Raw genomic sequence first — 23036 nt, 5'->3', positions numbered from 1 at the left:
TTGCCCATTCCCCGCAGCATTCCCGGCTGTACAACCGCCTTTTTTCACCGCTGACCGACCCGCTGGAGCTCCCTGCAGACATGGTATCTGTTCTTTTTTCATGATTGGGGGTACGACGTATTGATCATTCCGCTTCTCATCCTGCTGCCTTTTGCGGCGTCTCTTTTCGTTCCATCCTTGTATACATACGTACATAGCAAGAAAATCGGATGGGTGGTCATGCCGATTCCGCTCATTCTCTTCACAGTGCTCTGCCTGCATATCCCTAAACTTGCGGCGGGCGGGACGGAAGCGTTCACGATCCGCTGGCTGAATGACGCGGGCATCCACTTCACGACCCATCTGGACGGCCTCAGTATGATCCTCGGCCTGCTGATCACAGGGGTCGGCACACTTGTTGTCATCTATTCGACTTACTATCTCTCCGAACGGGAAGCGCTTGGCCGCTTCTATATGTATCTGCTGCTGTTCATGGGTTCCATGCTAGGCGTCGTCTTCTCGGATAACGTCCTTGTTCTGTACGTCTTCTGGGAATTGACGAGCGTCTCCTCGTTCCTGCTCATCGCATTCTGGCATCAGCGGAAACGCTCGCGGGACGGGGCGAAGAAAGCGATGCTCATAACCGTCACGGGCGGGATCGGTATGCTGATCGGTTTCCTCATGCTGCATGCGATGACGGGCACTTTCAGTATCCAGGCGATGATCGGCATGGCGGGGACACTGCCATCCCATGAACTCTTCGTCCCGGCGATGCTGCTGATCCTGCTCGGTGCCTTCACGAAATCCGCGCAGTTCCCGTTCCATATCTGGCTGCCGGATGCGATGGAAGCGCCGACGCCGGTCAGCGCGTATTTGCATTCAGCGACGATGGTGAAGGCGGGCATCTATCTGGTCGCGCGCTTCATCCCTTTATTTGGCGGAAGTGAACTGTGGTTCTATCTCGTGACATTCACCGGGCTGCTGACTTTGCTGTGGGGCTCGTTCAATGCGGTGCGGCAGAACGATCTGAAGGCGCTTCTCGCGTATTCGACGGTCAGCCAGCTTGGGCTCATCATGAGCCTGCTCGGCATGGGCTCTGCCGCCATGCTTGATATCCCGGGACTCGACACGGCTGTCTTCACAGCGGCCGCGTTCGCCGGACTTTTCCACCTTGTCAACCACTCGACGTTCAAAGGTGCGCTGTTCATGATCATCGGGATCGTCGACCATGAGCTTGGGACGCGAGACATCCGCCGTCTTGGCGGCCTGGCGGTGTTCATGCCGATCACGTTCAGCATTGCGCTCGCCGGCAGTTTCTCCATGGCGGGACTGCCGCCGTTCAATGGATTCCTGAGTAAGGAGATGTTTCTGGAGGCGAGCGTCGCTGTCCGGGAACTGTCACTGCCGGGAATCGGCGTGTGGATTCCGGCTGCTGCCTGGATAGCGAGTGTCCTGACATTCGTCTACTGCATGATCATCGTGTTCCAGACATTCTTCGGACGCCAGCAGCAGACGCCGGCCTGGGTCGACCGCGGTGCGCATGACCCGCAGTTCGGAATGCTCGCCGCACCTTCGATCCTCGGATTGTTCATCGTCGGCCTGTTCTTCTTCCCGAACGTGCTCGGGCGCTGGGTCCTCCAGCCGGCGATGGCCGCGATCTACCCGGCGTACGGCGACGCCTCGCAGCTCGTGCCGCATATCCGGGCGTGGCACGGGTTCAGCCCGGCCCTCTGGATGACACTCGGCATCATCGCAGTCGGTGCTGTCCTCTACATCTTCCTGAGGCAATGGCGGGTGATCTACACAATTCCGCCGTTCAGCTGGAGGATCGATACGCTGTATAACTTGTGGATCGTACAGCTGGAAGGCAACTCCCGTCACTTGACGAAACGGTATATGACGGGGCACCTTCACCGGTATTTCGTCTACATCCTGCTGTTCTTCATCGCCGTCATGACGGCCGGTGTTTCGTTCATCTGGAAACGGGCGTTCAATTTTTCAGGGGACGCGCCGATCACGGTGAATGAATACGTGCTCATCGCGGTCATGATGACGGCTGCCATTGCCGTGCTGTTCGCGAAATCCAGGCTCATCGCCATCCTGCTGAACGGCGTGCTCGGCTTCACGGTGGCCTTCCTGTTCGTCGTCCTGCGCGCGCCGGATCTGGCGCTGACGCAAATCGTCGTTGAAACGGTCACGACCGTGTTGTTCCTTCTGACATTCCGATTCCTGCCCGATTGGAAGAAGGAACGGACAGCTAAGCGGACGAAAGTAATTAATGCATCGATTGCTGCGGCCACTGGGATGCTCGTCATCGTGATGGCGCTCATCGTGCAGGGGAATCAGCTGTTCGATCCGATTTCGTCCTATTTCACGGATGTGATGGAGCAGTCCGGCGGCAATATCGTCAATGCCATTCTCGGCGACTTCCGGGCGTTCGATACAATGCTCGAAATCGTCGTGCTGCTCATCGGCGGTCTCGGCGTCTATGCACTTATCAAGCTGAAGAGCAGGAAAGGCGGCGGTAATTATGAAGATTAACGACGTCATCCTGCAGACGGTCACGAAGATCGTCGTGTTCATCATCCTGACGTTCGGTGTGGAGCTGTTCATCTCCGGGCATCACGACCCGGGCGGCGGTTTCTCCGGCGGCCTTGTCCTTGCGTCAGCGCTGCTGCTGCTTTACATGACCTACGATATTGAAACGGTCCATAAAGGGATCCCGTTCGATTTCAAGAAGATCGCGGGCCTCGGGGTGTTCCTCGCGATCGCCGGGAGTATGGTCCCGATGCTGTTCAATGAAATGTTCCTGACACAGAAAAAAGGGGAATTCCAGCTGCCGATCTTCGGGGCGACGGAGCTGTCGATGGAATTACTGTTCGAAGCGGGCGTCGCGCTGACCGTCGTCGGCGTCGTCGTGACGATACTTTTGACAATCAGTGAGGATGTGAACTAGATGGAGACGATCATTACCGTGCTTGTCGGCGTTCTCGTAATGGTGGCCGTCTATCTGCTGCTGTCCCGCAATTTCCTGCGGATCATTTTAGGCTCGGCCATCCTGTCCCACGCGATCCATCTGCTGCTGCTGGCGATGGGCGGACTGAAGGAAGGGAACGCGCCGCTCATCTCGGAGGAAGGATCCGTCTATTCCGACGCGCTCCCGCAGGCGCTCATCCTGACGGCGATCGTCATCAGCTTCGCGGTGACCGCCTTCCTGCTCGTGCTCGCGTACCGGATCTACCGGGATACCGGCGCGGACAATCTGGACAGCATGAGGAGGGATTTCGATGACTAACGTGCTTGTGCTGCCGCTTCTCGTGCCGCTGCTGACGGCTGTCGTGCTCATCTTCTTCCGCGAATCGCTGGTGATCCAGCGCCTGCTGAGTGTCCTCGCAGCCGCCGGTTCCGCTGCGGCGGGCATCTATCTGCTGCTGCGTGTCCAGTCGGAAGGGATCGTTAGACTCGATTTCGGCGGCTGGGAACCGCCGTACGGCATCCTGTTCGTCGGCGATTCGTTCGCCCTGCTGCTCGTTTCGGCAGCCTCCGTAGTGACGGCACTCATCCTGATTTTTGCGTTTTCCACGATCGGAGAACGGTTCGAGAAGATGTATGTCTACCCGCTCATGCTGTTTTTGCTTGCCGGTGTGAACGGCTCGTTCCTGACAGGCGACATTTTCAACCTGTTCGTCTGTTTCGAAGTGATGCTGCTCGCATCGTACGCACTGCTCGTGCTTGGCGGGCGCAAGGTTCAGCTGCAGGAAGCCTTTACATACGTGACGATCAACGTCCTCGCCTCCTGGTTCTTCCTGCTCGGCATCGCCTATCTGTACGGAGCGGCCGGGACGCTCAACATGGCCCATTTGGCTGTCCGTGTTGCTGACAGCGGCCATGACCCAATCCTGACGGTCATCAGCCTAATCTTCCTGATCGTCTTCAGCCTGAAGGCGGGGCTGCTGCTCTACTTCTGGCTGCCCGGATCTTACAGCGCTCCGCCGGCAGCGGTAGCCGCGCTGTTCGGCGCACTGCTGACAAAGGTCGGCATCTACGCGATGATCCGGCTGTTCACGCTGGTCTTCACAGGTGCACCCGGCCTGACGGGTTCGATCATCGCCGTCATGGCGGGATTGACGCTGATCGGCGGCAGCATCGGTGCGCTGTCGTCCCGGGATATCCGGCAGATCATCTCGTATAATGTCGTCATCGCGGTCGGTTTCATCCTCGTCGGGCTTGCCGCGGGGAACGAAGCCGCGCTGTCCGGCTCGATCTATTACGTGCTGCATGACATGGTCGTCAAGGCGATGCTGTTCCTCGCGGGCGGCCTCATGATCACTCTGACCGGAAAGACGAAAATCGGGGAGATGAGCGGCCTGCTGCGCAATTACCCGGCACTCGGCTGGCTGTTCTTCGCAGCCATGCTGTCGCTGACCGGCATTCCGCCGTTCAGCGGGTTCATCGGCAAAGTGCTGCTCGGGGAAGGGCTGATCGGCGCAGAAATGTATGTCCTGCTGACCCTCGCATTCGCGTCGAGCCTGTTTGTCCTGTATTCGCTGCTGCGCATTTTCCTGAACTGTTTCATGGGGGAGTCGATCATCGGACCGGAAGAGCAGACGCCGCTCAGGAAGCGGACGCTGCTGCCGGTCGCAATACTCGGAGTGCTGACACTTGCCATCGGGATCGGCGCCGACTGGCTTGCGCCGTTCGTGAATGACGCGGCTGCAGGGCTCGCGGACCCGAACGTATATATCGAGGCGGTCCTCGGGTCAGGCGGCACGGCGGATCGGTAGTATTCAAGAGAGGAGCTGAAGTCCATGCCTGCACAACTGCTGCTGAACTTATTCATCGCCTTTTTGTGGATGCTGCTGATCGACGAAGACGAACTGCGGGCGTCCACGTTCGCTGCCGGCTTCTTCGTCGGCATCGGGATCCTGTTTTTCATGCACCGTTTCTTCGGGACGCGCTTCTATTTGCGGCGCGTCTACTCCGCATTCAAGCTGCTCTTCATCTTCATCCGCGAATTGGTGCAGTCGAGCGTCGTCGTCCTCGGCCAGATACTGAGCCCCCGTTTGAAGATCGAGCCGGGTATCTTCAAATATGAGACCGTCCTGAGGAGCGATGTGGAGATCACGATGCTGTCCATGCTGCTCACGCTGACACCCGGGTCCGTCGTAATGGAAGTGACACCGGGCAGTGACGCGCTCTATATCCACGCGATGGACGTCCAGGAGTCGCGGGAAGGGCTCATCAAGCAGCTGAAGAATTTCGAGAAGGCCATCATGGAGGTGACCCGCTGATGATTTCTGCAATGCTGACGGTTTCCGTCGTCCTGTTCGCCATCACGATCGCCATCGCCCTGGTGCGCATGATCATCGGTCCGTCGATGCCGGACCGGGTCATCGCTATGGACGTGATCGGCGTCAACCTGCTCGCGACGATCGGTGTGGTATCCGTCCTGTACGGTACGAAAGCGTATCTGGAAGTGATCCTGATCCTCGGCATCCTGTCGTTCATCAGCACGATCGCCTTCTCCAAATACATCGAAAGGGGGGTTATCGTTGAACGGAAACGAGACCGGTGAATTCATCGGCGCCCTGCTGATCCTGTGCGGCAGCATCTTCAGCGTCATCAGCGTGTTCGGCCTCATCCGGCTGCCGGACGTCTACACCCGCTCCCACGCGGCGACGAAAAGCTCCACGCTGTCCGTCCTGCTGACATTGACCGGCGTCTTCCTGTACTTCCTGTTCCGCGACCATTTCGTCAGCGTCCGCGTGCTGCTCGGCATCGTGTTCGTCTTCCTGACCGCCCCTGTCGCCGGCCACCTCATCATCCGCGCCGCCTACCGCTCAAACGTCAAACTCGCGGACATCTCCGTGGAGGACGAACTGCACGACGTGCTGCATGGAAATGTGGAGGATGGGGGGACGGAGGAGCACTGATGGACGTTGGGGAACGCTCATGAATTGTGAGAAACGCTCATAAACAGCTGGAAACGCTCATAAATTCTGGGAAACGCTCATAAAACGCTGGAAACGCTCATAAATTCCAGAAAGCGCTCATAAATCCCGGGAAACGCTCATAAAACGTGAAAAGCGCTCATAAATTCCGAAAAACGCTCATAAATCCCAAAAAGCGCTCATAAAACTGGAAAAACGCTCTTAAATCGCGGAAAGCGCTCATAACCCCCGGTAAACCGCTCATAACACGCACCAGCCAATCCCTTTCCCACAGAAAGGGATTTTCTTCATCCATCGCGAATATATACGGAAGAAGCTTCAAAAAAGGGGAGAAGGAAATGGGCAAACAGGCTAGACATAGAAAAAGGAAGGGCCGCCCGCTGAAAATCGGGCTGTGGACGCTCGGCACGCTCGTCGTGCTGGCCGCTGCTGCACTCCTATTTGTAAACGTTTACATCGGCAAGTCGAAGCCGGTCATCGAGGGGACGGCGGCCGTCGCCATACTCGACGCCGATGTCACCGTGACGCGCGACCAGAACGGCGTGCCGCACATCGAGGCGCAATCCGACGCCGATTTATACCGCGCGCAGGGCTATGTCCACGCGCAGGATCGGCTGTTCCAGATGGATCTGGCACGCCGGCAGGCAAGCGGGCGTCTCGCAGAGGTCGTCGGCGCGAAGGCGATTGACACCGACAAGCAGTTCCGGACATTCAGCCTCCGCGACGCCGCTGAGAAATCGTATGATACGTACAGTGACGAGGCGAAGGATGTTCTTGACTGGTACGCGGAAGGCGTCAATGCATTCATCAAGGAAGTGAAAGGCAATGGCAAATTGTCACCGGAGTTCAAACTGCTCGGCTATGAACCCGAGGAATGGACACCGGCCGATTCACTGACGATCGGCAAATACATGGCGTACGACCTCGGCGGAAGATGGGCCCCGCAGGCGATGCGTCACTGGGCGCTCAACGAATACTCAGAGGAGAAAGCGAAGGAGCTGTTCATCACCTATCCGGAGAATGCCGAGTCCATCATGGAAGCGAACCGGGCGAATCCCGTCGCGGTGGCGGGACAGTTCGATCCGGACGCCCAGCCGTATGAATTCAACGGCAGTAACAACTGGGTCGTCTCCGGGGACAAGACGAAGTCAGGCGCTCCGCTTCTGGCGGATGATCCGCACCTCGGACTCAGCACGCCGTCCGTCTGGCACCAGATCCACTTGACCTCGCCGGAGCAGAACGTCAGCGGTGTCATCTTCGCCGGTATTCCGGGCATCATCCTCGGCCATAACGACGAAATTGCCTGGGGCGTGACGAACGTCGGGCCGGACGTACAGGACCTGTACATCGAAACACCGAACCCAGACGATCCGACGCAGTTCGAATACGACGGCGAATGGGAACAGGCCGAAGTGCGCGACGAAACGATCCGTGTCAAAGGCGAGGACGATGTGCCGTTCAACGTGCTCGTCACCCGCCACGGACCGGTCATCACCGACATCATTTATGAAAAGGAAAAACCAAGCGCTGTGTTCTCCATGCAGTGGACTGCACTCGAGCCGAGTAACGAGCTCGAAGCGGTCATGGACCTGAACAAGGCGAAGGACTGGACGTCGTTCGAGAAAGCGCTCGAAGCGTTCAGCGCACCTGCGCAGAATTTCGTGTTCGCTTCGAAAGACGGCACGATCGCCTACAAAGCGAACGGCAAGATCCCGATCCGCAAAAAAGGGGATGCACAGCTTCCGGTGCCCGGGAATTCATCCGAATACGGCTGGGACGGCTATATTCCTTATGATGAACTGCCGAAAGTCGTCAACCCGGAAGAGGGGTTCGTCGCCACGGCGAACAACGAAGTGGTCGACAGCTCCTATCCGTACCACATCACGAAGTTCTGGGCGCAGCCGTACCGCTATGAGCGGATCGCCGAAGTGCTGGGGGAGCGCGATGATTTCACGGCGGAAGACATGATGGCGCTGCAGATGGACCAGAAGAACCTGCAGGCCGGGGAGTTCCTCGGGGAGATGCTCGCCTCCGTCCGCAAACTGGACAGGAAGAATCATTATTCCTCCCTCCTCAAGCAGATGGAGGAGTGGAACCAGGTCGATGCCTTGGATGCCGCGCAGCCGCTCATCTTCCACAAGTGGATGAACGAACTGCCGAATCTCATGTTTGCCCCGGATATGCCGGCGGATGTGTATTCCTTCATGCCCGGCAAGCCGCAGCTGACCGATCAGTTCCTGCGCAATTCGTATAAAGGCGATCCGCCGTCCTGGGTGGCGGATTATGGCGGAGTCGACCAATGGGTGTACAATGCATTCGAAAAGACGGTCGCCGGACTGAAAGAGGAATACGGCGACAAAGCCGATAAGTGGCAGTGGGGGGACTACCACCAGCTCGTCTTCCCGCATCCGCTCTCCAGCGCGTCACCGCTGCTTGCGAAGTTCCTCGATCCTGAGCGGCAGCCTGTCGGCGGATCGGGCATCACCGTGCAGGCCGCTTCGTTCAAACCGGACGGCAGTGCCAATCACGGAGCCTCCTGGCGCTTCGTCGCAGACCTCGATGATCTGTCGAAAGCCTACCATATCGTCGGCCCGGGACAGAGCGGCCATTTGAAGTCGGAATGGTTCCACGACCAGGCGGATGACTGGGTGAACGGGGATTACCATGCGACCGTCACGGATGGAACCATCCAGAATGGCCATGTGCTGACACTGAAAGCGAAATGACGACAAGGGACCCCGGGGCGCATAATGCCTCGGGGTTTTTGTTCATCCGACAGACCGGACACTAAAGCCCGCAGCCTAGTGCCCGTGCCTGCTATTAAATCAAAAAACCGGTCACAAAAGCCGGCTTCTAGTGCCCACCCATGCGACAAATCCATTCCCGCGGTCACAAGAGCCGTCCCTTATTGCCCGGAATGCCGATAAAACCGGAAGACCGGTCACAAAGGCCGCCGTCTAGTGCCCGTCCGTACGATGAAATCAGATAACCGGTCACTAAAGCCGACCTCAAGTGCCCGCACTTGCAATAAAATCAAAAAACCGGTCACTAAAGCCCGCCGTCTAGTGCCCGCCCCAGCAACAAACCCACTCCCTCCACTCACAAGCACCGTCCCGAACCGAAAAACGTTGCGAACGGGCACAGAAACTATTATGTTTGCAATAGGACAAAAATAGTTTGGAGGACTTGGCGATGCAACTGTACGAATGGACGATGGTCGAGCAGGAACAGCTCATCCATTTTATGACGACGAATACATGGCCGTTTCACGGGCAGCAGGATGCAGGCCGCGAATTGATCGAAAAAGCGATCAGGGAAGGCGGCTACGAGTCGGACGAAGTCAAGACCTTCTGGCTCGTCAACGATCAGGGCGAAAAGGTCGGCATCGCGAAAATCCACGACCTGCAGGACGAAATCCCGCTGTTCGACTTGCGGATCGCGGACCGGTACCGCGGCAGGGGATACGGCGCCATCGCCCTCCGGCTCATTACGGATTATGTGTTCGGCCTGCCGGAAGGGAAGATCCGGCTGGAAGGCCATACGCGTTCGGACAACCTCGCGATGCGGAAAACGTTCGAGCGGGCGGGGTTCGTCAAAGAGGGTCATCTCCGTCAGGCGTGGTTCTCGCCGGCGGAAGACCGGTATTACGACGCCATCACGTACGGCATCACCCGTGAGGACTACATGGCAGGCAAAAAGACGCCGGTCGTCTGGGAAGACAGCGGAGAAGACGTGCCGAGCATTCCGGACATCCCTGATTTCCCTGACAGTTTCGAGTCCGAACGGCTGCTGATCCGGATGCCGTCCCTGAGCGACGTATCCGATGTCAACAATGCGGTCGTCCAGGCGCTGCCGAGGCTCAAGCAGTGGATGGAATGGGCGCAGCATATCCCGACGCTCGCGGAGACGGAAAAAACGACCCGGCAGGCGATCGCGGACTTCATCACCAAGAGGGATCTGCGCTTCCATCTGTTCGAAAAAGCGACAGGGGAGTTTGTCGGCTCTTCCGGCCTGCACCGCATCGACTGGACGGTGCCTAAAGTGGAAATCGGCTATTGGGCTGCGGAAGGCCATGAAGGGAAGGGGTACATCACGGAGGCGGCGGAGCGGATCTGCGCGTTTGCATTCGAGGAGCTCGGCGCCTGCCGGGTGGAAATCCGATGTGATACGGAGAATAGCAAAAGCCGCAAAGTGGCAGAACGTCTAGGGTTCGAACTCGAAGGGATCCTGAAGAACGAAGGCAGGGCTGCGGACGGAACCCGGCTCCGTGACACGGCGGTCTACGCGATAACCTGTAATTGAACAGCAAAAAAGGGATGCCGGACTGTTACCCGGCATCCCTTTCTTTACACTCCCCTTCGACCTGTAATCAGGTTCAAGATAAACACGATCAACGCGATTACCAGCAGGATATGAATTAGTCCTCCGCCGATTTTGAAAACCAGGCCGAGCACCCAGAATACAATTAGTGCTACAATGATAATCCAAAGTAATCTACCCATAATGTGATTCACTCCTTTCAGCAAGTGATTGAATTGGTTATGCTGTTTAGATACCCCGGGCTAAAATAATGTAAACCCCCGGAACTGGGACAACTTGAAAAAATGCAATACAAATGCCCCCTGGAGGTGCTTGGATTGGCAACACCGAGTATGGAAGATTATATCGAACAGATTTACTTGCTCATCGAAGCGAAAGGACAGGCGCGGGTGTCCGATGTCGCGGAATCCCTTTCCGTCCTGCCATCCTCCGTCACAAAGATGGCGCAGCGGCTCCATAAGGAAGGGTACGTCATCTATGAGCGCTACAAAGACATCTCCCTGACCGGCCGCGGCCGGAATTTTGGGGAGCGTCTCGTGCAGCGGCACGAACTGCTGGAGCAGTTCCTGCGGATCATCGGCGTGGAAGAAGAGAATATCTACGGAGACGTGGAGGGGATCGAGCACCATTTGAGCTGGAACGCCATGGACCGGATCACCGACCTCGTCCAGGCGATGAAGGAAGACCAGGATTTCGTCACGGCACTGAAGGAACGGAACAGCTGAGTTTGAACAAACACATTAAAGGAAATGGGAGATCATTATGACTAATTTATACGCAGGCACCATCCAATCTGTCAGGCTGGCGGAGCTGAGCGGCTCCAGATGGCTGCTGAAACTCGGAGATCAGGAAATTTACATGAACGCATCGGAAGCGCCGGAAACCCTCCAGCCCGGTGAAGATGTGGACGTCTTCCTATTCATGAACCGGCGCGGGGAACTGGCGGCGACGATGCAGCTCCCTTCCATGACGGTCGGCACATACGGCTGGGCGCGTGTGCTGCGTGTCGATGACAAAGAAGGGGCATATGTCGACATCGGCGCTTCCTTCGAAGTGCTCGTCAACAGGGCCGATCTGCCGCGCATCCGGAAACTGTGGCCGAAAACCGACGATGCGCTCTATATGACGCTTCGTACCGACCTCGGCGGCAACATCTTCGGGCGTCTCGCGACCGAGGAACGGGTATTGGAGGAAATCGGACTTGCAGAACCGTGGCGCATGAATGAAGACCTGACTGCGCGTCCGTACCGGCTTCTGCCGGTCGGAGCATTCCTGCTCAGCATCCCGGACAACTACCGGATTTTCGTCCATGAAAGCGAGATGCTTGCGGAACCCCGTCTCGGGGAAGAACTGACCGTCCGGGTGATCGACGTACAGAAGGACGGCACGCTGAACGGCTCGCTCATGCCGCGGAAGCAGGAGCGGCTGGATGATGATGCTGAAATGATCCTCGGCTATCTGCACGAAGCCGGCGGCAAGATGCCGTTCACGGACAAATCGACTCCTGAGGAGATCTCGGAAATGTTCGGTTTGAGCAAAGGCTCCTTCAAGCGGGCGCTCGGCCGGCTGATGAAAGACCGCAAAGTGGTGCAGCAGGACGGCTGGACATCTTTGAACGAATGACGGGGAACCTTTTCACTGCCGGAATCGTATGTATTGGAAACAAGGGGGCAGACGCTTATGAAACGAATACTGACAACAGGCATTGCCGTAATGCTGACAGCCGGGCTTCTCGCGCCGGGCACAGCTTCGGCGGATTCATCCATCAATGAGAAACTCGGTGTGCCGATTGTCGTCTATGGCGCCAATCTTTCGGAAGACGAACGGGCAAGCGTGAAGAAAAGCCTGCGCGTCGATGAAGAAGCTGAAGTGGAAGAGATCGAAGTGACAGGAAAAGATCTCGTCACCTACATCAAAGACGGCGATCCGAACGCGCGCATGTACTCCTCTGCGAAGATCATGCGGCAGGATGCAGGAAAAGGGCTCGTCATCACGATCGTCACGCAGGATAACATTACACAAGTGACGCCCGATATGTATGCGACAGCGATGCTGACGGCCGGGATCGAAGACGCGAAAGTCGAAGTGGCGGCTCCGAAGAAAGTATCGGGCCATTCCGCGCTCGTCGGTATCTATAAGGCGTATGAAGTGAGCGGGGAAACGCTCGACAAGGAACGGACGGACGTTGCGAACGACGAACTCGAAGTGGCGACGAAGCTTTCCGGTGAAGGGGTCGACAAAGACCAGGTCGCCGGACTGCTGACGGATATTAAGAAGCAGATTGCGGATAATAAGCCGGCGTCGAAAGAAGAGGTCGAGAAGATCGTCAAGGAACAGCTCGACAAGCACAAGATCGAACTGAGCGACGCAGACCGCCAGCTGCTCATCGATCTGATGGACCGCATCCGCAACCTGGACATCGACTTCTCAAAGCTGTCCGACCAGCTGAACGACATGGCGTCGAAAGTGAAAGACAAATTCGGGGATATCGACCCGGGCTTCTGGGAAAAAGTCAAAGAATTCTTCAGCGGACTTGCCGACTCTGTGAAGTCGATCTTCAAGTGACGGGTGCATCCCTGTTTGAACTGGCACGGTTTTCTGATAGCATAAGTGAAAAAGGAGGCGGCATACATGGAGTTTGAATTGAAAGAGCTGGGCGGCGATGCCTATGCATTCCGTTATGAACAGGATGGCCAGACGAAAGCGGAAATTACATGGACTCTTCTTGGTGATGTCATGGTGATGGACCATACGTACGTGTCCGAGGATCTGCGGGGCGGCGGCGTGGCGAAGAAACTGCTCGACCGCGCAGCGGAGTATGCGAGGGAGAAACAGTACAAGATGGAAGCCGTTTGCTCGTATGTCGTGTCGGCGTTCAACCGATATGAGGAATACAACGACGTGAAAGCGTAACGGACAGGAAAGCGGGCTGCCGGAACAACCGGACAGTCCGTTTTTTATCAAAGCCGAAAAAATTATATGAAACGTTTTGTGTCCCGCTGCGTATACGTAACTATCAAAAGAAAAAGAGAGGCGATAAATTTGAGCCGAACGGCAGAACGCGTTTTAGGCATAATCGGTATCGTATTTACAGTGATCAGCATAGCAGGCGGCATTTTCGGGGCAGTCATCTTCCGGATGATGAATACGAATGCAGAATTCCGCCAAGAACTTGAAATGGATTTCTACTCGGATCCTGCAATGACACAGGGTGACATCGACATGATATTCAATATCCTGGATGGGCTCGGAGGGTTCCTCTGGCTTCTGGTCGTCTTCTGCATCATCAGTCTGGTGCTGAATATTATTGCTCTTATTAAAATCTGGAACAACAAAAATCCGAAGCTCGCAGGTATCCTCTTCATCCTTGCCGGACTGACTGGTGGGATCTTGACGCTTACGTCGATCCTGCTCTACATTGCCGGCATCATGTGCCTGACCCGGAAAGAAACGCTGCCGCCGGGAGCGTACCATGACCCGGTCATCACGGACACACCGCCATCTGAAGACGGCATGCGTCCGTTGTAAAACCTAAAAACCGCAGCATCCTGAAAACGGATGCTGCGGTTTTTTTCCATTATACACAGACGGCGGCGGGGCGGCGGATCGGATAGACATATTGCGCTGTTTCGACGGGCATGCCCTCGAATTGTTCCTCGAACACTTCGAGCAGTTCAAAGCCGAGCCGCTCATAGAACGCCTTTGCCGGATCATTTAAATCGTCGACGTAGACGAACAGCTGCGAAGCATCCTCCAATAGCGACAGCGCCCCCTGGAACAGCTCCAGTCCGAATCCGCGGCGCTGGTAGTCCGGTAAAATGTACAGCGCCGTCAATTCGGAATCACCGTCATAATCTGCATACGTCATATTCAAAAAGCCGACAGGGCGTCCGTCCGCCTCTGCGATGAGCATTTCCGTCTTCTCCATCCGCTTCGCGACCATGGGCGCCGAGTAGGCACTGTCCAGATGCGCCTCCTGCACCGAGTCGGGCAGCATTTCCGTGTACGTATCTTTCCAAGTCACGCGGGCAATGTGCTGAACAGCTGCGATATCTTCTTCAATCATCTGTCGGATCACTGCGCTTTCACCTCGTCATTCCTTTCTTTTATCATAACAAACGGGGAACGCGAACACTAGCGGAAGTCAGAGTTGTCACGAAAATGAAATGTGCACGTAGTTTTGTCCGCCGGATTCGGGGTATACTTCCTATATAACCGATTCTAAAAACGTAAGTAAAAATCTGGAGGATTGATCCACATGGCGAAAAAACGTAATGGGCTTCTGCTGGCGACACTTGCTGCCGGTGCATACGCGTATTTCAGTAAAAAAGAGAACCGTGATAAAGCACAGGTTGCCGTCAACAACCTTATGACGAAAGTGGACTCGTTTGTCCAATCGAAAAAAGCCGATTTCTCGGATGCCACGAAGACGGGGATGTCCGATCCGTACGATTTCCAGGATAACAAAATGGTGAGTGAAGGCGCGCAGACGAGCGTGCATTACTACAACCAGGAAGTTGAAGACACGAGCAAAGAGTCGGAATACGACGGACTCTACCATAAGAAAGAGGACAAGAGCATTACAGACAAGCTCGAATCGAAAGAAGCGAAAGCGGATTCCGATAAGTCCTGACATCCGTACATGTTCCGGCCGCCCGCCGCGTATACTGCCAGCAGTATGCGGAGCGGGCTTTTTGTCGTGCCACAGGACAGCCGCTCCATTTTCGTGAAGGGTTTGATTGTAATTGTCATTCCGATTGAGGTATACTTTTTGGTAGACAACGGACAGTCTGGAACAGGAAAATCCCGTTAGTATTCAAGGGCGACCGTGGACTTGGATTACTGATAGTTTGAAAATAGTGAAGGTGGATTTCGTGAAAAAAAGAATTGGATTCGTGACGATGTTGGCGACGGCTGCCGTCCTTTTGAGCGGCTGTACAAGTGTTCAGGAACAGCGCGGTACATTTTACGGCATATTCGTTAAACCGATGGAATGGCTGCTGCATAATCTCGGAGAGGCATTCAACGGCAGCTATGGACTCGCGATCATCGTGATCACGATGGGTATACGACTCATCCTCATGCCGCTCATGCTGAAAAACTATAAGTCCCAGCAAGAGATGAAAGTGAAGATGGATGCGCTGAAACCGGAAATGGAAGACATCCAGAAGCGCATGAAAACGGCAAAAGAAGCTGGCAACAAAGAAGAACAGATGAAGCTGCAGCAGGAAATGATGGGTCTTTATTCCAAGCATAACGTCAACCCGCTCAACATGGGCTGCCTGCCGCTTGTCATCCAGATGCCAATCATCATGGGACTGTATTTTGCAATCCTGTATGCCGATGAAACCGTGAAAAGCCATCAGTTTCTCTGGTTCGAACTGGGCAAACCGGATATGATCATGATGCTGATCGCCGGTGCCGTCTACTTTGTGCAGGCGCGCGTGTCTCTATGGACGATGCCGGAACAGCAGAAACAGCAGATGAAACTGTTCATCTATATTTCCCCGATCATGATCATGTTCATCTCATACCGGGTGGCGGCAGCCCTTCCGCTCTACTGGGCAGTGGGTGGTCTGTTCATGATCTTCCAGACGTACTTGGGACGGAAATTCTACTATAAGCACACGGCTGCGGAACTTGCAGTCGAGCCGGACGGAAAAGTCGATGTGGAGATTGTCGATCCCGTCGAAGAGAAACAGCAGAAGGACAAGAAAAAAGGTAAGTAAGAATGTTGGAGAAGTGAGCCGGAGCAGTTCTTCCGGCTTCTTTTTTACCGGAAACCCGGCGCGGATCCGGGCAGATCGGAGGGATCGTGTATGAACAGCAGATGGCTATATGGAATCGGAATTGCGGCGGCAGGTATCTTTTCGCTGTTCTTCATCGTCAAACTGGATTTCCGGAATGCGGTGCTCGGCATGACGGCATTGTTCGCTCTCACCAACAGTGCCCGTGCGAAACAGTTCCGCGGCCAGGGGATGGTCCGGGAAGCCCGCTGGATGCAGGGGCTGTCCGTCCTCTTCAGCGTTGCGTTCGCGGTCATCCTGCTATTGCGCCTTATCTGAATACGAAAACGGAGCAGCTGTGCACAATGTGCAGCTGCTCCGTTTTTTTGTTCAGTAGGCAAGCTTCTTCCGGGTCGCCAGGACGATGAAGATGGCAGGGACCGTACAGACGGCCATGCCGAGGAAGGCAAGTCCCGGTGACACGTCATACAGATAACCGGCCGGAACCGTCAGGAAGGCCGTGCTCAAACTCATGGCGAAGGCGGCGTACATCCCCTGTGCAGAAGCGACCTGCTGTTTCGGCAGACGGGTCGATATGTATTGGATGAATGCATAATGGGCGACGCCGAACGAAATCGCGTGAAGCGCCTGAGTTGCGACGAACACTGACGTGACAGGGAACAGGCAGACGAGGATCCAGCGCACCGTCGATCCCGATGCGGCGACCAGGAACATTGTCGATACCCGGACGTTCGCAAGCAGCCTGTCCGAAACGCGGAAAAATACGATTTCGAACAGGACGGCGACATTCAGGATGACCCCGATCCACAGGCCTGAGACACCGAGGTCGTCCAAGTAGATGAAGCCGAAGCTGTAGTAGGCCGCGTGCGCCCCTTGCAGCAGGACAGCGAGAATCGTGACGACCAGGAATCCTTTCGTCCGGAAAAGCGTCCGTAATTTCGTCTGTTCACCCGAACCGCCAGCGGACTGGGGCGGCGTATGCAGCACAGGAGGCGCGGGGCGCAGGTAGAACAGGAAGGCTGCGGCCAGACCGGCGATCATGAGGTACAGGATGGACTGTTCTCCCCAGGCGGTGGTCGCCGCCCCTACGAGGAGGAGTGCGGCCGTGTACCCGATCGAACCGAACGAACGGCTTTTCCCGTAATGGATATGCCCGGACTGCATGAGCAGTGTAGCACCGCTTTCAGCAGCCGGCAGGCTCATCGGATAGATGGCACTGAACAGGATCGTGATGAGCGCCAGCACCCAAATCGGTGACTGCGGCACGTACAGGACGGCAAGGACGAGAGAGACGGCAGCCAGCAGCTGCGTCACGGACCGGAGCGCCGCTTTTTGCGTCAGCAGCGGGAACACGAGGAATGTCGTGAGCGCACGGGCGGTCATGCCGATCCCCATGATGACACTTGCCCCGGAGACGGAAAGCCCTTTCTCGAGGGTCAGCCAGCCGGTCCAATACGGCAGGAAGATGCCCCACGTGAAAAAGAAGACGAAAAAACTGGCGGACAGCCAGCGCTGATTGTTCATAAGGTTCATCCTTCACTGAAAAGTCGTCTTGAAAAGGCAATCATAGCATACTTTTCAGAAGGGATAGTAGTCGCTGGCCGAAAATGATGGTAGACTATGAAACGGACTGTTCTGTAATGAACTTGTAATATTCCGGAATATACAATACAGCGTGTCAAAGACGACGAAAGAAGGCAATACACACATGAAACGAAGCAGAACCAGAAGGCGGACGGGCAAACAGCAGCCGAAGGGCCGGATAGCAGCCCTGACAGTGATAGCAGCTGCCCTGACCGCCATTGTCATATGGATAGGTGTCAATGACTGGGATGTCACGAAAACTTTGGAGCGGGCGGGGCTGGCGGATTCTTCAGCGGAACAGCCGGAGACCGGCACCCCTGCAGACATGCCGGCGCAGCCTGGAAAAAACGAACCACCGGAGGCGGCGGATACTGCGGTTCCTGAAGAGCCTCAGCCTCAGTCTGAACCTGAGCAGGCAGAAGAACCGGCGAAGCCATTCGACGGAGGATATGTGGAGGGACAGACATTGCCGACTGAACCGACTTATGTAAACGGGATCCTGATCGCCAACAAGAAGCATCCGCTGCCTGAAAAATTCGCACCGGGTGAAAACAAGGAAGCGCGTGATGCTTTCGAGGAAATGGCTGCTGAAGCGAAGCTGTCCGGCTACAACTTGACGGCATTCAGCACATTCCGGTCATTTGAGTACCAAGTGACGCTCTACACCCGCTATGCGGACCGCGACGGCCAGGAAGCGGCCGACCGCTACAGTGCGCGGCCGGGTTATTCCGAGCACCAGACAGGCCTTGCGTTCGACATTGGTGAAGTGAACCACGAGAAGCACTGGGCATCCGAATCATTCGGCCAGACCGAGGCGGGCAAATGGCTTCAGGTGAATGCCCACCGGTACGGGTTCATCCTGCGGTATCCGAAAAACAAGGAGAACATCACAGGCTATATGCACGAAGCCTGGCATTTCCGGTACGTCGGTAAAGAAGTGGCCGACGAAATCTTCAAGGAGAACAGCACACTCGAAGAGTATCTTGGATTGGAATGAAAAAACTGCACGGAAAGGGTTATCCCCTTTTCCGTGCAGTTTTTTTTCATAAAGACAACCCTGCCTACAGAATAGGAGACAGCAGCCGGGATACGGATTCTTTCACTTTGATGAGCCGCGAGCGGTTCAAATACATGTCGTAGGTCAGTTCCGTCGACAGCTGGATATCCTGTTCGAACAGCTCCGCAAGCTCCCGCGACTTCTCACGGTCATACAGGAAAGCATTGATTTCGAAATTGAGACGGAAACTGCGTTCATCGATGTTGGCGGTCCCGACCGTCGACAACTCGTCGTCGACGACGATCTGCTTGGCGTGGATGAACCCGTTCTCGTAAATGTACACACGGGCGCCCGCCTTCAGCAGGGAGCCGAGATTGGAGTACGTCGCCCAGTATACGAACATATGATCCGGTTTGTTCGGGATCATGATCCGGACATCGACGCCCGACAGGCACGCGATCCGGAGGGCATCCAGGAAACTCACATCCGGTATGAAGTACGGGGTCTGGATGTAAATATACTCCTTGGCGATGAAGAGCATCTTCAAGTATCCGTCTTTGATCTGCTCCCATTCCGCGTCGGGGCCGCTCGAGACGATCTGCATCCCGACGGAGCCTTTACGGGGGATCGCCGGGAAGTAGCGGTCATTATACTGGACTTCGCTGGACGTCAGCGCCTGGTTCCAGTCGAGCAGGAAGCGGGTCTGCAGCGGATGGACTGCACTGCCTTCGATCCGCAGATGTGTATCGCGCCAGTAGCCGAACTTCTTGCTCATGCCGAGATACTCATCGCCGACGTTGAAACCGCCGACGTAGCCGATCCGTCCGTCGATCACGACGATCTTCCGGTGGTTCCGGTAGTTCAGCCGCGGGTTGATGAGCGGCAGGAGGGCGGGGAAGAACGCCGCCGCCTCACCGCCATTGTCGGTGAGCTCCTTCAGATGCTTCACGTGAAGCCCGCGGGAGCCGATATCGTCGAACAGCACCCGGACTTTCACACCTTGTTTCGCCTTTTTCACAAGGATCTCCATGATCTTCGAACCTAGTTTGTCGAGACGCAAAATATAATATTGGAAATGGATATGGTCTTTCGCTGCCTCCAGATCCTTGAGCAGCGACTCGAATTTGGCCGCCCCGTCATTGAAGATCTCCACGTCATTGTCCTGTGTCAGCACCGCATGGTTGTTCTTCAGATGGAGGTAGATCATATCATGGTAGTGCGCCGTATCATCGAGCTGGAAGTCGAAGGTTTCATCTTCGATCGCTTCCATCTGATAGTCGATCAGCTTCTCGATCCCGATCCGGTCGCGTCCGGACCAGCGGAACAGATGCCGTTTGCGCAGCTGCCTGCCGAGCAGCAGGTAGATGATGAACCCGAAAAGCGGGATGAAGAACAGGACGAGCAGCCATGCCCAGGTCGCCGCAGCGTCCCGGCGTTCCAAAAAAATCAGGATGACAGCGAGGGCAATGTTGAGGATCAGGATTGCGACCGTCAGCCCGCCGATTATACCGGTCATTTCCAGCCACCTTTCTTATTCAGTACGTATTCCTATAGTATACATGAACAAGGTCGAATGTCTCTTTATAAAGGTACATAGGAATCAGATCGGACCGTCCCGCGAAAACAACATAAGAAATTTGTTTTGTAATGAAAATGAAAGGTTAAAAACTTGACAATCGTGGTATGATATAGTTAGCAAATGAAAACGACACATTTTCAGTTCAACGAGAACCTTGCATCCAATCCGTGCGTCCTGCACTATAGAAAGGTTGAGGTGGAACCAGATGGCGAAAGAAATCGATTTGAAGAAGATCATCACAAACTTAGCTAAGTTAGGTGTTTCCGCTACAATGACAAAATCCCGTCTTGACATGCTGAAGGCGCTCACACCGCCTGCTCAGCAAGACCCGCAAATCCAACCATGACTGAAAAACACGCTTCCGGAACTGATTCCGGGAGCGTGTTTTTTTTCATTCTTCATCGTCCGACTTGAACAAATACGTCCGATGGTGGAATTTCATGCTGAAGATCAGACCGATCGCAAGCATGTTGCCCATCAGCGAACTCCCACCGTAGCTGATGAACGGCAGCGGAATCCCGGTGATCGGCAGCAGCTGGATCGTCATGCCGATGTTCTCGAACACGTGGAACGTGATCATCGCTATGATACCGGCTGCAATATACGTACTGAACGGATCCTTCAGCTCAAGCGCGATCTTAGTCAGATGGTAGATCAGGAAAAAGTACAGGCAGATGACGACGCTGGCCCCGAAAAATCCCCATTCCTCGCCGATCACACTGAAGATGAAGTCCGTATGGCTTTCCGGCACGTACACTTCCCGCGCCTTGAACCCTTTGCCGAACAGCTCGCCGGATCCGATGGCGTTCAGCGACGTGATCAGATGCAGCCCTTCGTTCGACGAATACGAATACGGGTCAAGCCACGAATAGATCCGCTGGAACTGATACGGCTTGAAGCCGAGCGACGTCAGGAAGTCCTGCGCATACATCGCCATGATGAGCATGGTGCCGCCGATCGATGCGCTGCCGATGAATATCGGAAGCAGGATCTTCCAGGTGATGCCGGAGACGACCGCTAACGCTGCAGTGATCGCCAGGAAAACAAGTGCTGTCCCGAGATCCGGCTGCAGCAGGATGAACACGAGCGGAACGAACAGGACGCCGCCGATCTTAAGGAACAGCATGAAGTCGGTCTGCAGGGTCTTCTCTGTAAATTTTTCATGGTGCTTCGTAATGACGCGTGCCAGACCAATAATGAAGAATGTCTTCATGAACTCGGCGGGCTGGATACTGCCGATACCGGGGAGGTGGAACCAGCTCTTCGCCCCGTTTTTCCGTGCGACCAATTCCAGGCTTTCCGGCAATACGAACAGGACGACGAGCAGGAACACGCCGCCCCCGTAAATGACCCAGGCCGCTTTCTTGTATTGCTCCGGCTCGATGTACATCGTCATCGCGATGATGATCGACCCGATGACGTACCACTGGATCTGCGAAGGGATGAAGTTGATGCCGTACTGGCCGGTCGTCTGGGCCGAGGAGATGGCGACGAGACTGATGGCGCCGAACAGCAGCAGGATGAAAGCGAGCGGCCAGTCGAACCGATCCGCCGCTTTTTGTTCGATTTTCATATAGTTCTCACCTATGTCGTTTCTTTAGGATGTCAGCTGAAGTCCTGTGTGACGCATATCCAGGACTAAATTCATTATAAAACAGCAGGAAGCACGGAAGTATGCGAAAATCCTCCTGTTTTTCTACTGTTCCTCAGTTTCGAACAGGAAGTTCTGCTGGTGGAACCGCATACTGAAGACGAGACCGATGGCGAACATGTTGCTGAACAGCGAACTGCCCCCGTAACTGACGAAAGGAAGGGGGATTCCCGTGATCGGCAGCAGCTGGATGTTCATGCCGATGTTTTCGAGCACATGGAAAGCGATCATCGCGATGACGCCCGCGGTCACGTACACGCTGAACTGGTCTTTCATCGTCAGCGCGATTTTCGTCAAGTGGTAGATGAAGACGAAGAACAGGGTGATGAGCAGGCTCGTCCCGACGAAGCCCCACTCCTCACCGATTACACTGATGATGAAATCCGTATGGTTCTCGGGTATGTAGACGACGCTTTCCCTGAATCCTTTTCCCGTGAACTCCCCGGAGCCGATCGCGGTCATCGCCTGGATGAGGTTGTAGCCTTCCTCACCGGGGTACGAATACGGATCGAGCCAGGAATACACCCGTTTGAATTGGTACGGGTCGAAACCGAGCTTCACGAGGAAATCCTGTGCGTACACTGCCATCCAGAGCAGCGTCGCCCCTACGGACGCCCCGACCGCCATGATCGGCGCCAGCAGCTTCCACGAAATACCCGAAATGATGATGACTGCCGCTGTGATGGCGATGAAGACGAGCGACGTCCCGAGATCCGGCTGCTTCATGATGAACGCGAGCGGCACGATCAGCATGACGCCCACTTTTGCGAGCAGGAGCATATCGGTCTTCAGCGACTTGTCCGGAATCTTTTCGTTGTGGAGGCTCACCATGCGGGCAAGTCCCAGGATGAAGAAGGTCTTGATGAATTCCGACGGCTGGATCGTCCCGATGACGGGCAGATGGAGCCAGCGTTTCGCACCGAGCCGCACTTCGGCGATCTGCCCTTCGCCGCCCGGTGCGAGCATGAGGAACAGCAGCAGGAATATCCCGAACCCGTACAGCGGCCACGCAAGTTTCTTATACTGCTGCGGTTCCAGCTGCACCATGACGAATATGATGAACGCACCGAGGACGTACCAGCGGACCTGCAGCAGCGCGAAGTTCGTGTTGTGCGGTCCCGACACTTGGGCGGATGCGATCGCAGTCAGACTGACGATGAAAAATAAGACGAGGTAAAAGGCAAGTGTCCAATCGAACCGATCGGTCCACTTGGTTGAAAGTTTCAAA

At 55.5% G+C, this 23036-nt stretch carries 25 protein-coding genes; 19 read left to right on the top strand and 6 right to left on the bottom strand.

Translation table 11 applies throughout. The annotated features are described in order from the left end of the window. Positions 1 to 120: 120 nt before the first annotated feature. The 9 genes from NFU03_RS03975 (at position 121) to NFU03_RS03935 (ending at position 10232) form a co-directional block, all read left to right on the top strand. Positions 121 to 2520, top strand: coding sequence for a Na+/H+ antiporter subunit A (locus NFU03_RS03975; protein WP_251636313.1), 2400 nt, complete (start codon positions 121 to 123; stop codon positions 2518 to 2520). Continuing rightward, complete coding sequence (locus tag NFU03_RS03970; protein WP_251636311.1) at positions 2510 to 2935, top strand: Na(+)/H(+) antiporter subunit B; 426 nt, start codon at positions 2510 to 2512, stop codon at positions 2933 to 2935. Before NFU03_RS03975 ends, NFU03_RS03970 begins: the two co-directional genes overlap by 11 nt. Further along, positions 2936 to 3274, top strand: coding sequence for a Na(+)/H(+) antiporter subunit C (locus NFU03_RS03965; RefSeq protein WP_251636309.1), 339 nt, complete (start codon positions 2936 to 2938; stop codon positions 3272 to 3274). Then, on the top strand, positions 3267 to 4763 hold the full coding sequence (locus NFU03_RS03960) for a Na+/H+ antiporter subunit D (RefSeq protein WP_251636307.1): 1497 nt from the start codon (positions 3267 to 3269) through the stop codon (positions 4761 to 4763). Before NFU03_RS03965 ends, NFU03_RS03960 begins: the two co-directional genes overlap by 8 nt. A gap of 24 nt (positions 4764 to 4787) precedes the next feature. After that, entirely contained in the window at positions 4788 to 5270 is a 483-nt protein-coding gene (locus NFU03_RS03955) for a Na+/H+ antiporter subunit E (RefSeq protein ID WP_251636305.1), read from the top strand. Beyond that, on the top strand, positions 5270 to 5554 hold the full coding sequence (locus NFU03_RS03950) for a Na(+)/H(+) antiporter subunit F1 (RefSeq protein ID WP_251636303.1): 285 nt from the start codon (positions 5270 to 5272) through the stop codon (positions 5552 to 5554). Before NFU03_RS03955 ends, NFU03_RS03950 begins: the two co-directional genes overlap by 1 nt. Next, the gene (locus tag NFU03_RS03945; RefSeq protein WP_251636301.1) at positions 5532 to 5912 is read left to right on the top strand and encodes a Na+/H+ antiporter subunit G; all 381 of its coding nucleotides are present in this window, start codon (positions 5532 to 5534) and stop codon (positions 5910 to 5912) included. Before NFU03_RS03950 ends, NFU03_RS03945 begins: the two co-directional genes overlap by 23 nt. A 356-nt stretch (positions 5913 to 6268) precedes the next feature. Continuing rightward, on the top strand, positions 6269 to 8656 hold the full coding sequence (locus NFU03_RS03940; RefSeq protein WP_251636299.1) for a penicillin acylase family protein: 2388 nt from the start codon (positions 6269 to 6271) through the stop codon (positions 8654 to 8656). Positions 8657 to 9122: 466 nt separating this feature from the next. Further along, positions 9123 to 10232: a GNAT family N-acetyltransferase gene (locus NFU03_RS03935; protein WP_251636297.1), complete on the top strand. Its 1110-nt coding sequence runs from the start codon at positions 9123 to 9125 to the stop codon at positions 10230 to 10232. A gap of 44 nt (positions 10233 to 10276) precedes the next feature. On the opposite strand, the gene NFU03_RS03930 is transcribed toward NFU03_RS03935, so the two are convergent. Beyond that, entirely contained in the window at positions 10277 to 10432 is a 156-nt protein-coding gene (locus NFU03_RS03930; RefSeq protein ID WP_251636295.1) for a lmo0937 family membrane protein, read from the bottom strand. Positions 10433 to 10567: 135 nt separating this feature from the next. Here NFU03_RS03930 and mntR point away from each other — a divergent pair, with 135 nt between their 5' ends. The 5 genes from mntR (at position 10568) to NFU03_RS03905 (ending at position 13778) form a co-directional block, all read left to right on the top strand. Then, entirely contained in the window at positions 10568 to 10975 is a 408-nt protein-coding gene (mntR, locus tag NFU03_RS03925; RefSeq protein ID WP_251636293.1) for a transcriptional regulator MntR, read from the top strand. Positions 10976 to 11012: 37 nt separating this feature from the next. Next, positions 11013 to 11873: a CvfB family protein gene (locus NFU03_RS03920; protein WP_251636291.1), complete on the top strand. Its 861-nt coding sequence runs from the start codon at positions 11013 to 11015 to the stop codon at positions 11871 to 11873. A gap of 57 nt (positions 11874 to 11930) precedes the next feature. Next, on the top strand, positions 11931 to 12815 hold the full coding sequence (locus tag NFU03_RS03915; RefSeq protein ID WP_251636289.1) for a DUF1002 domain-containing protein: 885 nt from the start codon (positions 11931 to 11933) through the stop codon (positions 12813 to 12815). A gap of 66 nt (positions 12816 to 12881) precedes the next feature. Next, on the top strand, positions 12882 to 13163 hold the full coding sequence (locus NFU03_RS03910) for a GNAT family N-acetyltransferase (RefSeq protein WP_251636288.1): 282 nt from the start codon (positions 12882 to 12884) through the stop codon (positions 13161 to 13163). Between the two features lie 129 nt (positions 13164 to 13292). Continuing rightward, on the top strand, positions 13293 to 13778 hold the full coding sequence (locus NFU03_RS03905; protein WP_251636287.1) for a DUF4064 domain-containing protein: 486 nt from the start codon (positions 13293 to 13295) through the stop codon (positions 13776 to 13778). Between the two features lie 49 nt (positions 13779 to 13827). Here the strand turns inward: NFU03_RS03905 and NFU03_RS03900 are convergent, their stop codons facing one another. Further along, positions 13828 to 14328, bottom strand: coding sequence for a GNAT family N-acetyltransferase (locus NFU03_RS03900; RefSeq protein WP_251636286.1), 501 nt, complete (start codon positions 14326 to 14328; stop codon positions 13828 to 13830). Positions 14329 to 14508: 180 nt separating this feature from the next. Between NFU03_RS03900 and NFU03_RS03895 the strand changes: the two genes are divergently transcribed. The 3 genes from NFU03_RS03895 to NFU03_RS03885 all read left to right on the top strand — a co-directional run bounded on the left by NFU03_RS03895 (position 14509) and on the right by NFU03_RS03885 (position 16315). Beyond that, positions 14509 to 14883: a hypothetical protein gene (locus NFU03_RS03895; RefSeq protein WP_251636285.1), complete on the top strand. Its 375-nt coding sequence runs from the start codon at positions 14509 to 14511 to the stop codon at positions 14881 to 14883. Positions 14884 to 15124: 241 nt separating this feature from the next. Further along, the gene (gene yidC, locus NFU03_RS03890) at positions 15125 to 15979 is read left to right on the top strand and encodes a membrane protein insertase YidC (protein ID WP_251636284.1); all 855 of its coding nucleotides are present in this window, start codon (positions 15125 to 15127) and stop codon (positions 15977 to 15979) included. A 90-nt stretch (positions 15980 to 16069) separates the two neighbouring features. After that, entirely contained in the window at positions 16070 to 16315 is a 246-nt protein-coding gene (locus NFU03_RS03885) for a hypothetical protein (RefSeq protein WP_251636282.1), read from the top strand. A gap of 51 nt (positions 16316 to 16366) precedes the next feature. Here the strand turns inward: NFU03_RS03885 and NFU03_RS03880 are convergent, their stop codons facing one another. Next, complete coding sequence (locus tag NFU03_RS03880) at positions 16367 to 17521, bottom strand: MFS transporter (protein WP_251636280.1); 1155 nt, start codon at positions 17519 to 17521, stop codon at positions 16367 to 16369. A gap of 184 nt (positions 17522 to 17705) precedes the next feature. Between NFU03_RS03880 and NFU03_RS03875 the strand changes: the two genes are divergently transcribed. Beyond that, positions 17706 to 18578, top strand: coding sequence for a M15 family metallopeptidase (locus NFU03_RS03875; RefSeq protein ID WP_251636278.1), 873 nt, complete (start codon positions 17706 to 17708; stop codon positions 18576 to 18578). Positions 18579 to 18642: 64 nt separating this feature from the next. Here the strand turns inward: NFU03_RS03875 and cls are convergent, their stop codons facing one another. Then, the gene (gene cls / locus NFU03_RS03870) at positions 18643 to 20094 is read right to left on the bottom strand and encodes a cardiolipin synthase (protein WP_251636276.1); all 1452 of its coding nucleotides are present in this window, start codon (positions 20092 to 20094) and stop codon (positions 18643 to 18645) included. A gap of 268 nt (positions 20095 to 20362) precedes the next feature. Between cls and NFU03_RS03865 the strand changes: the two genes are divergently transcribed. Continuing rightward, positions 20363 to 20503 carry an Lmo0850 family protein gene (locus tag NFU03_RS03865; protein WP_172643597.1) on the top strand — a complete coding sequence of 47 codons (141 nt, stop codon included), beginning with the start codon at positions 20363 to 20365 and terminating at the stop codon, positions 20501 to 20503. Positions 20504 to 20548: 45 nt separating this feature from the next. Here the strand turns inward: NFU03_RS03865 and NFU03_RS03860 are convergent, their stop codons facing one another. Then, complete coding sequence (locus tag NFU03_RS03860) at positions 20549 to 21730, bottom strand: FtsW/RodA/SpoVE family cell cycle protein (protein WP_251636274.1); 1182 nt, start codon at positions 21728 to 21730, stop codon at positions 20549 to 20551. 123 nt (positions 21731 to 21853) lie between these two features. Continuing rightward, a complete protein-coding gene (locus NFU03_RS03855) occupies positions 21854 to 23035 on the bottom strand; it encodes an FtsW/RodA/SpoVE family cell cycle protein (protein WP_251636272.1) in 1182 nt (393 codons plus the stop codon). Position 23036 lies beyond the last annotated feature (1 nt).

The organism is Sporosarcina sp. NCCP-2716 (assembly GCF_023707985.1).
Taxonomy (GTDB): Bacteria; Bacillota; Bacilli; order Bacillales_A; family Planococcaceae; genus Sporosarcina.
This window is presented reverse-complemented; position numbering and strand designations above follow the sequence as displayed.

Excerpts from the sequence above, each read along its gene's own strand:
- NFU03_RS03970 (WP_251636311.1), top strand. The coding sequence starts at position 2,510 with ATGAAGATTAACGACGTCATCCTGCAGACGGTCACGAAGATCGTCGTG.
- NFU03_RS03965 (WP_251636309.1), top strand. The coding sequence starts at position 2,936 with ATGGAGACGATCATTACCGTGCTTGTCGGCGTTCTCGTAATGGTGGCC.
- NFU03_RS03960 (WP_251636307.1), top strand. The coding sequence starts at position 3,267 with ATGACTAACGTGCTTGTGCTGCCGCTTCTCGTGCCGCTGCTGACGGCT.
- NFU03_RS03955 (WP_251636305.1), top strand. The coding sequence starts at position 4,788 with ATGCCTGCACAACTGCTGCTGAACTTATTCATCGCCTTTTTGTGGATG.
- NFU03_RS03950 (WP_251636303.1), top strand. The coding sequence starts at position 5,270 with ATGATTTCTGCAATGCTGACGGTTTCCGTCGTCCTGTTCGCCATCACG.
- NFU03_RS03940 (WP_251636299.1), top strand. The coding sequence starts at position 6,269 with ATGGGCAAACAGGCTAGACATAGAAAAAGGAAGGGCCGCCCGCTGAAA.
- NFU03_RS03935 (WP_251636297.1), top strand. The coding sequence starts at position 9,123 with ATGCAACTGTACGAATGGACGATGGTCGAGCAGGAACAGCTCATCCAT.
- NFU03_RS03930 (WP_251636295.1), bottom strand. The coding sequence starts at position 10,432 with ATGGGTAGATTACTTTGGATTATCATTGTAGCACTAATTGTATTCTGG.
- NFU03_RS03920 (WP_251636291.1), top strand. The coding sequence starts at position 11,013 with ATGACTAATTTATACGCAGGCACCATCCAATCTGTCAGGCTGGCGGAG.
- NFU03_RS03915 (WP_251636289.1), top strand. The coding sequence starts at position 11,931 with ATGAAACGAATACTGACAACAGGCATTGCCGTAATGCTGACAGCCGGG.
- NFU03_RS03910 (WP_251636288.1), top strand. The coding sequence starts at position 12,882 with ATGGAGTTTGAATTGAAAGAGCTGGGCGGCGATGCCTATGCATTCCGT.
- NFU03_RS03895 (WP_251636285.1), top strand. The coding sequence starts at position 14,509 with ATGGCGAAAAAACGTAATGGGCTTCTGCTGGCGACACTTGCTGCCGGT.
- NFU03_RS03885 (WP_251636282.1), top strand. The coding sequence starts at position 16,070 with ATGAACAGCAGATGGCTATATGGAATCGGAATTGCGGCGGCAGGTATC.
- NFU03_RS03880 (WP_251636280.1), bottom strand. The coding sequence starts at position 17,521 with ATGAACAATCAGCGCTGGCTGTCCGCCAGTTTTTTCGTCTTCTTTTTC.
- NFU03_RS03875 (WP_251636278.1), top strand. The coding sequence starts at position 17,706 with ATGAAACGAAGCAGAACCAGAAGGCGGACGGGCAAACAGCAGCCGAAG.
- cls (WP_251636276.1), bottom strand. The coding sequence starts at position 20,094 with ATGACCGGTATAATCGGCGGGCTGACGGTCGCAATCCTGATCCTCAAC.
- NFU03_RS03865 (WP_172643597.1), top strand. The coding sequence starts at position 20,363 with ATGGCGAAAGAAATCGATTTGAAGAAGATCATCACAAACTTAGCTAAG.
- NFU03_RS03860 (WP_251636274.1), bottom strand. The coding sequence starts at position 21,730 with ATGAAAATCGAACAAAAAGCGGCGGATCGGTTCGACTGGCCGCTCGCT.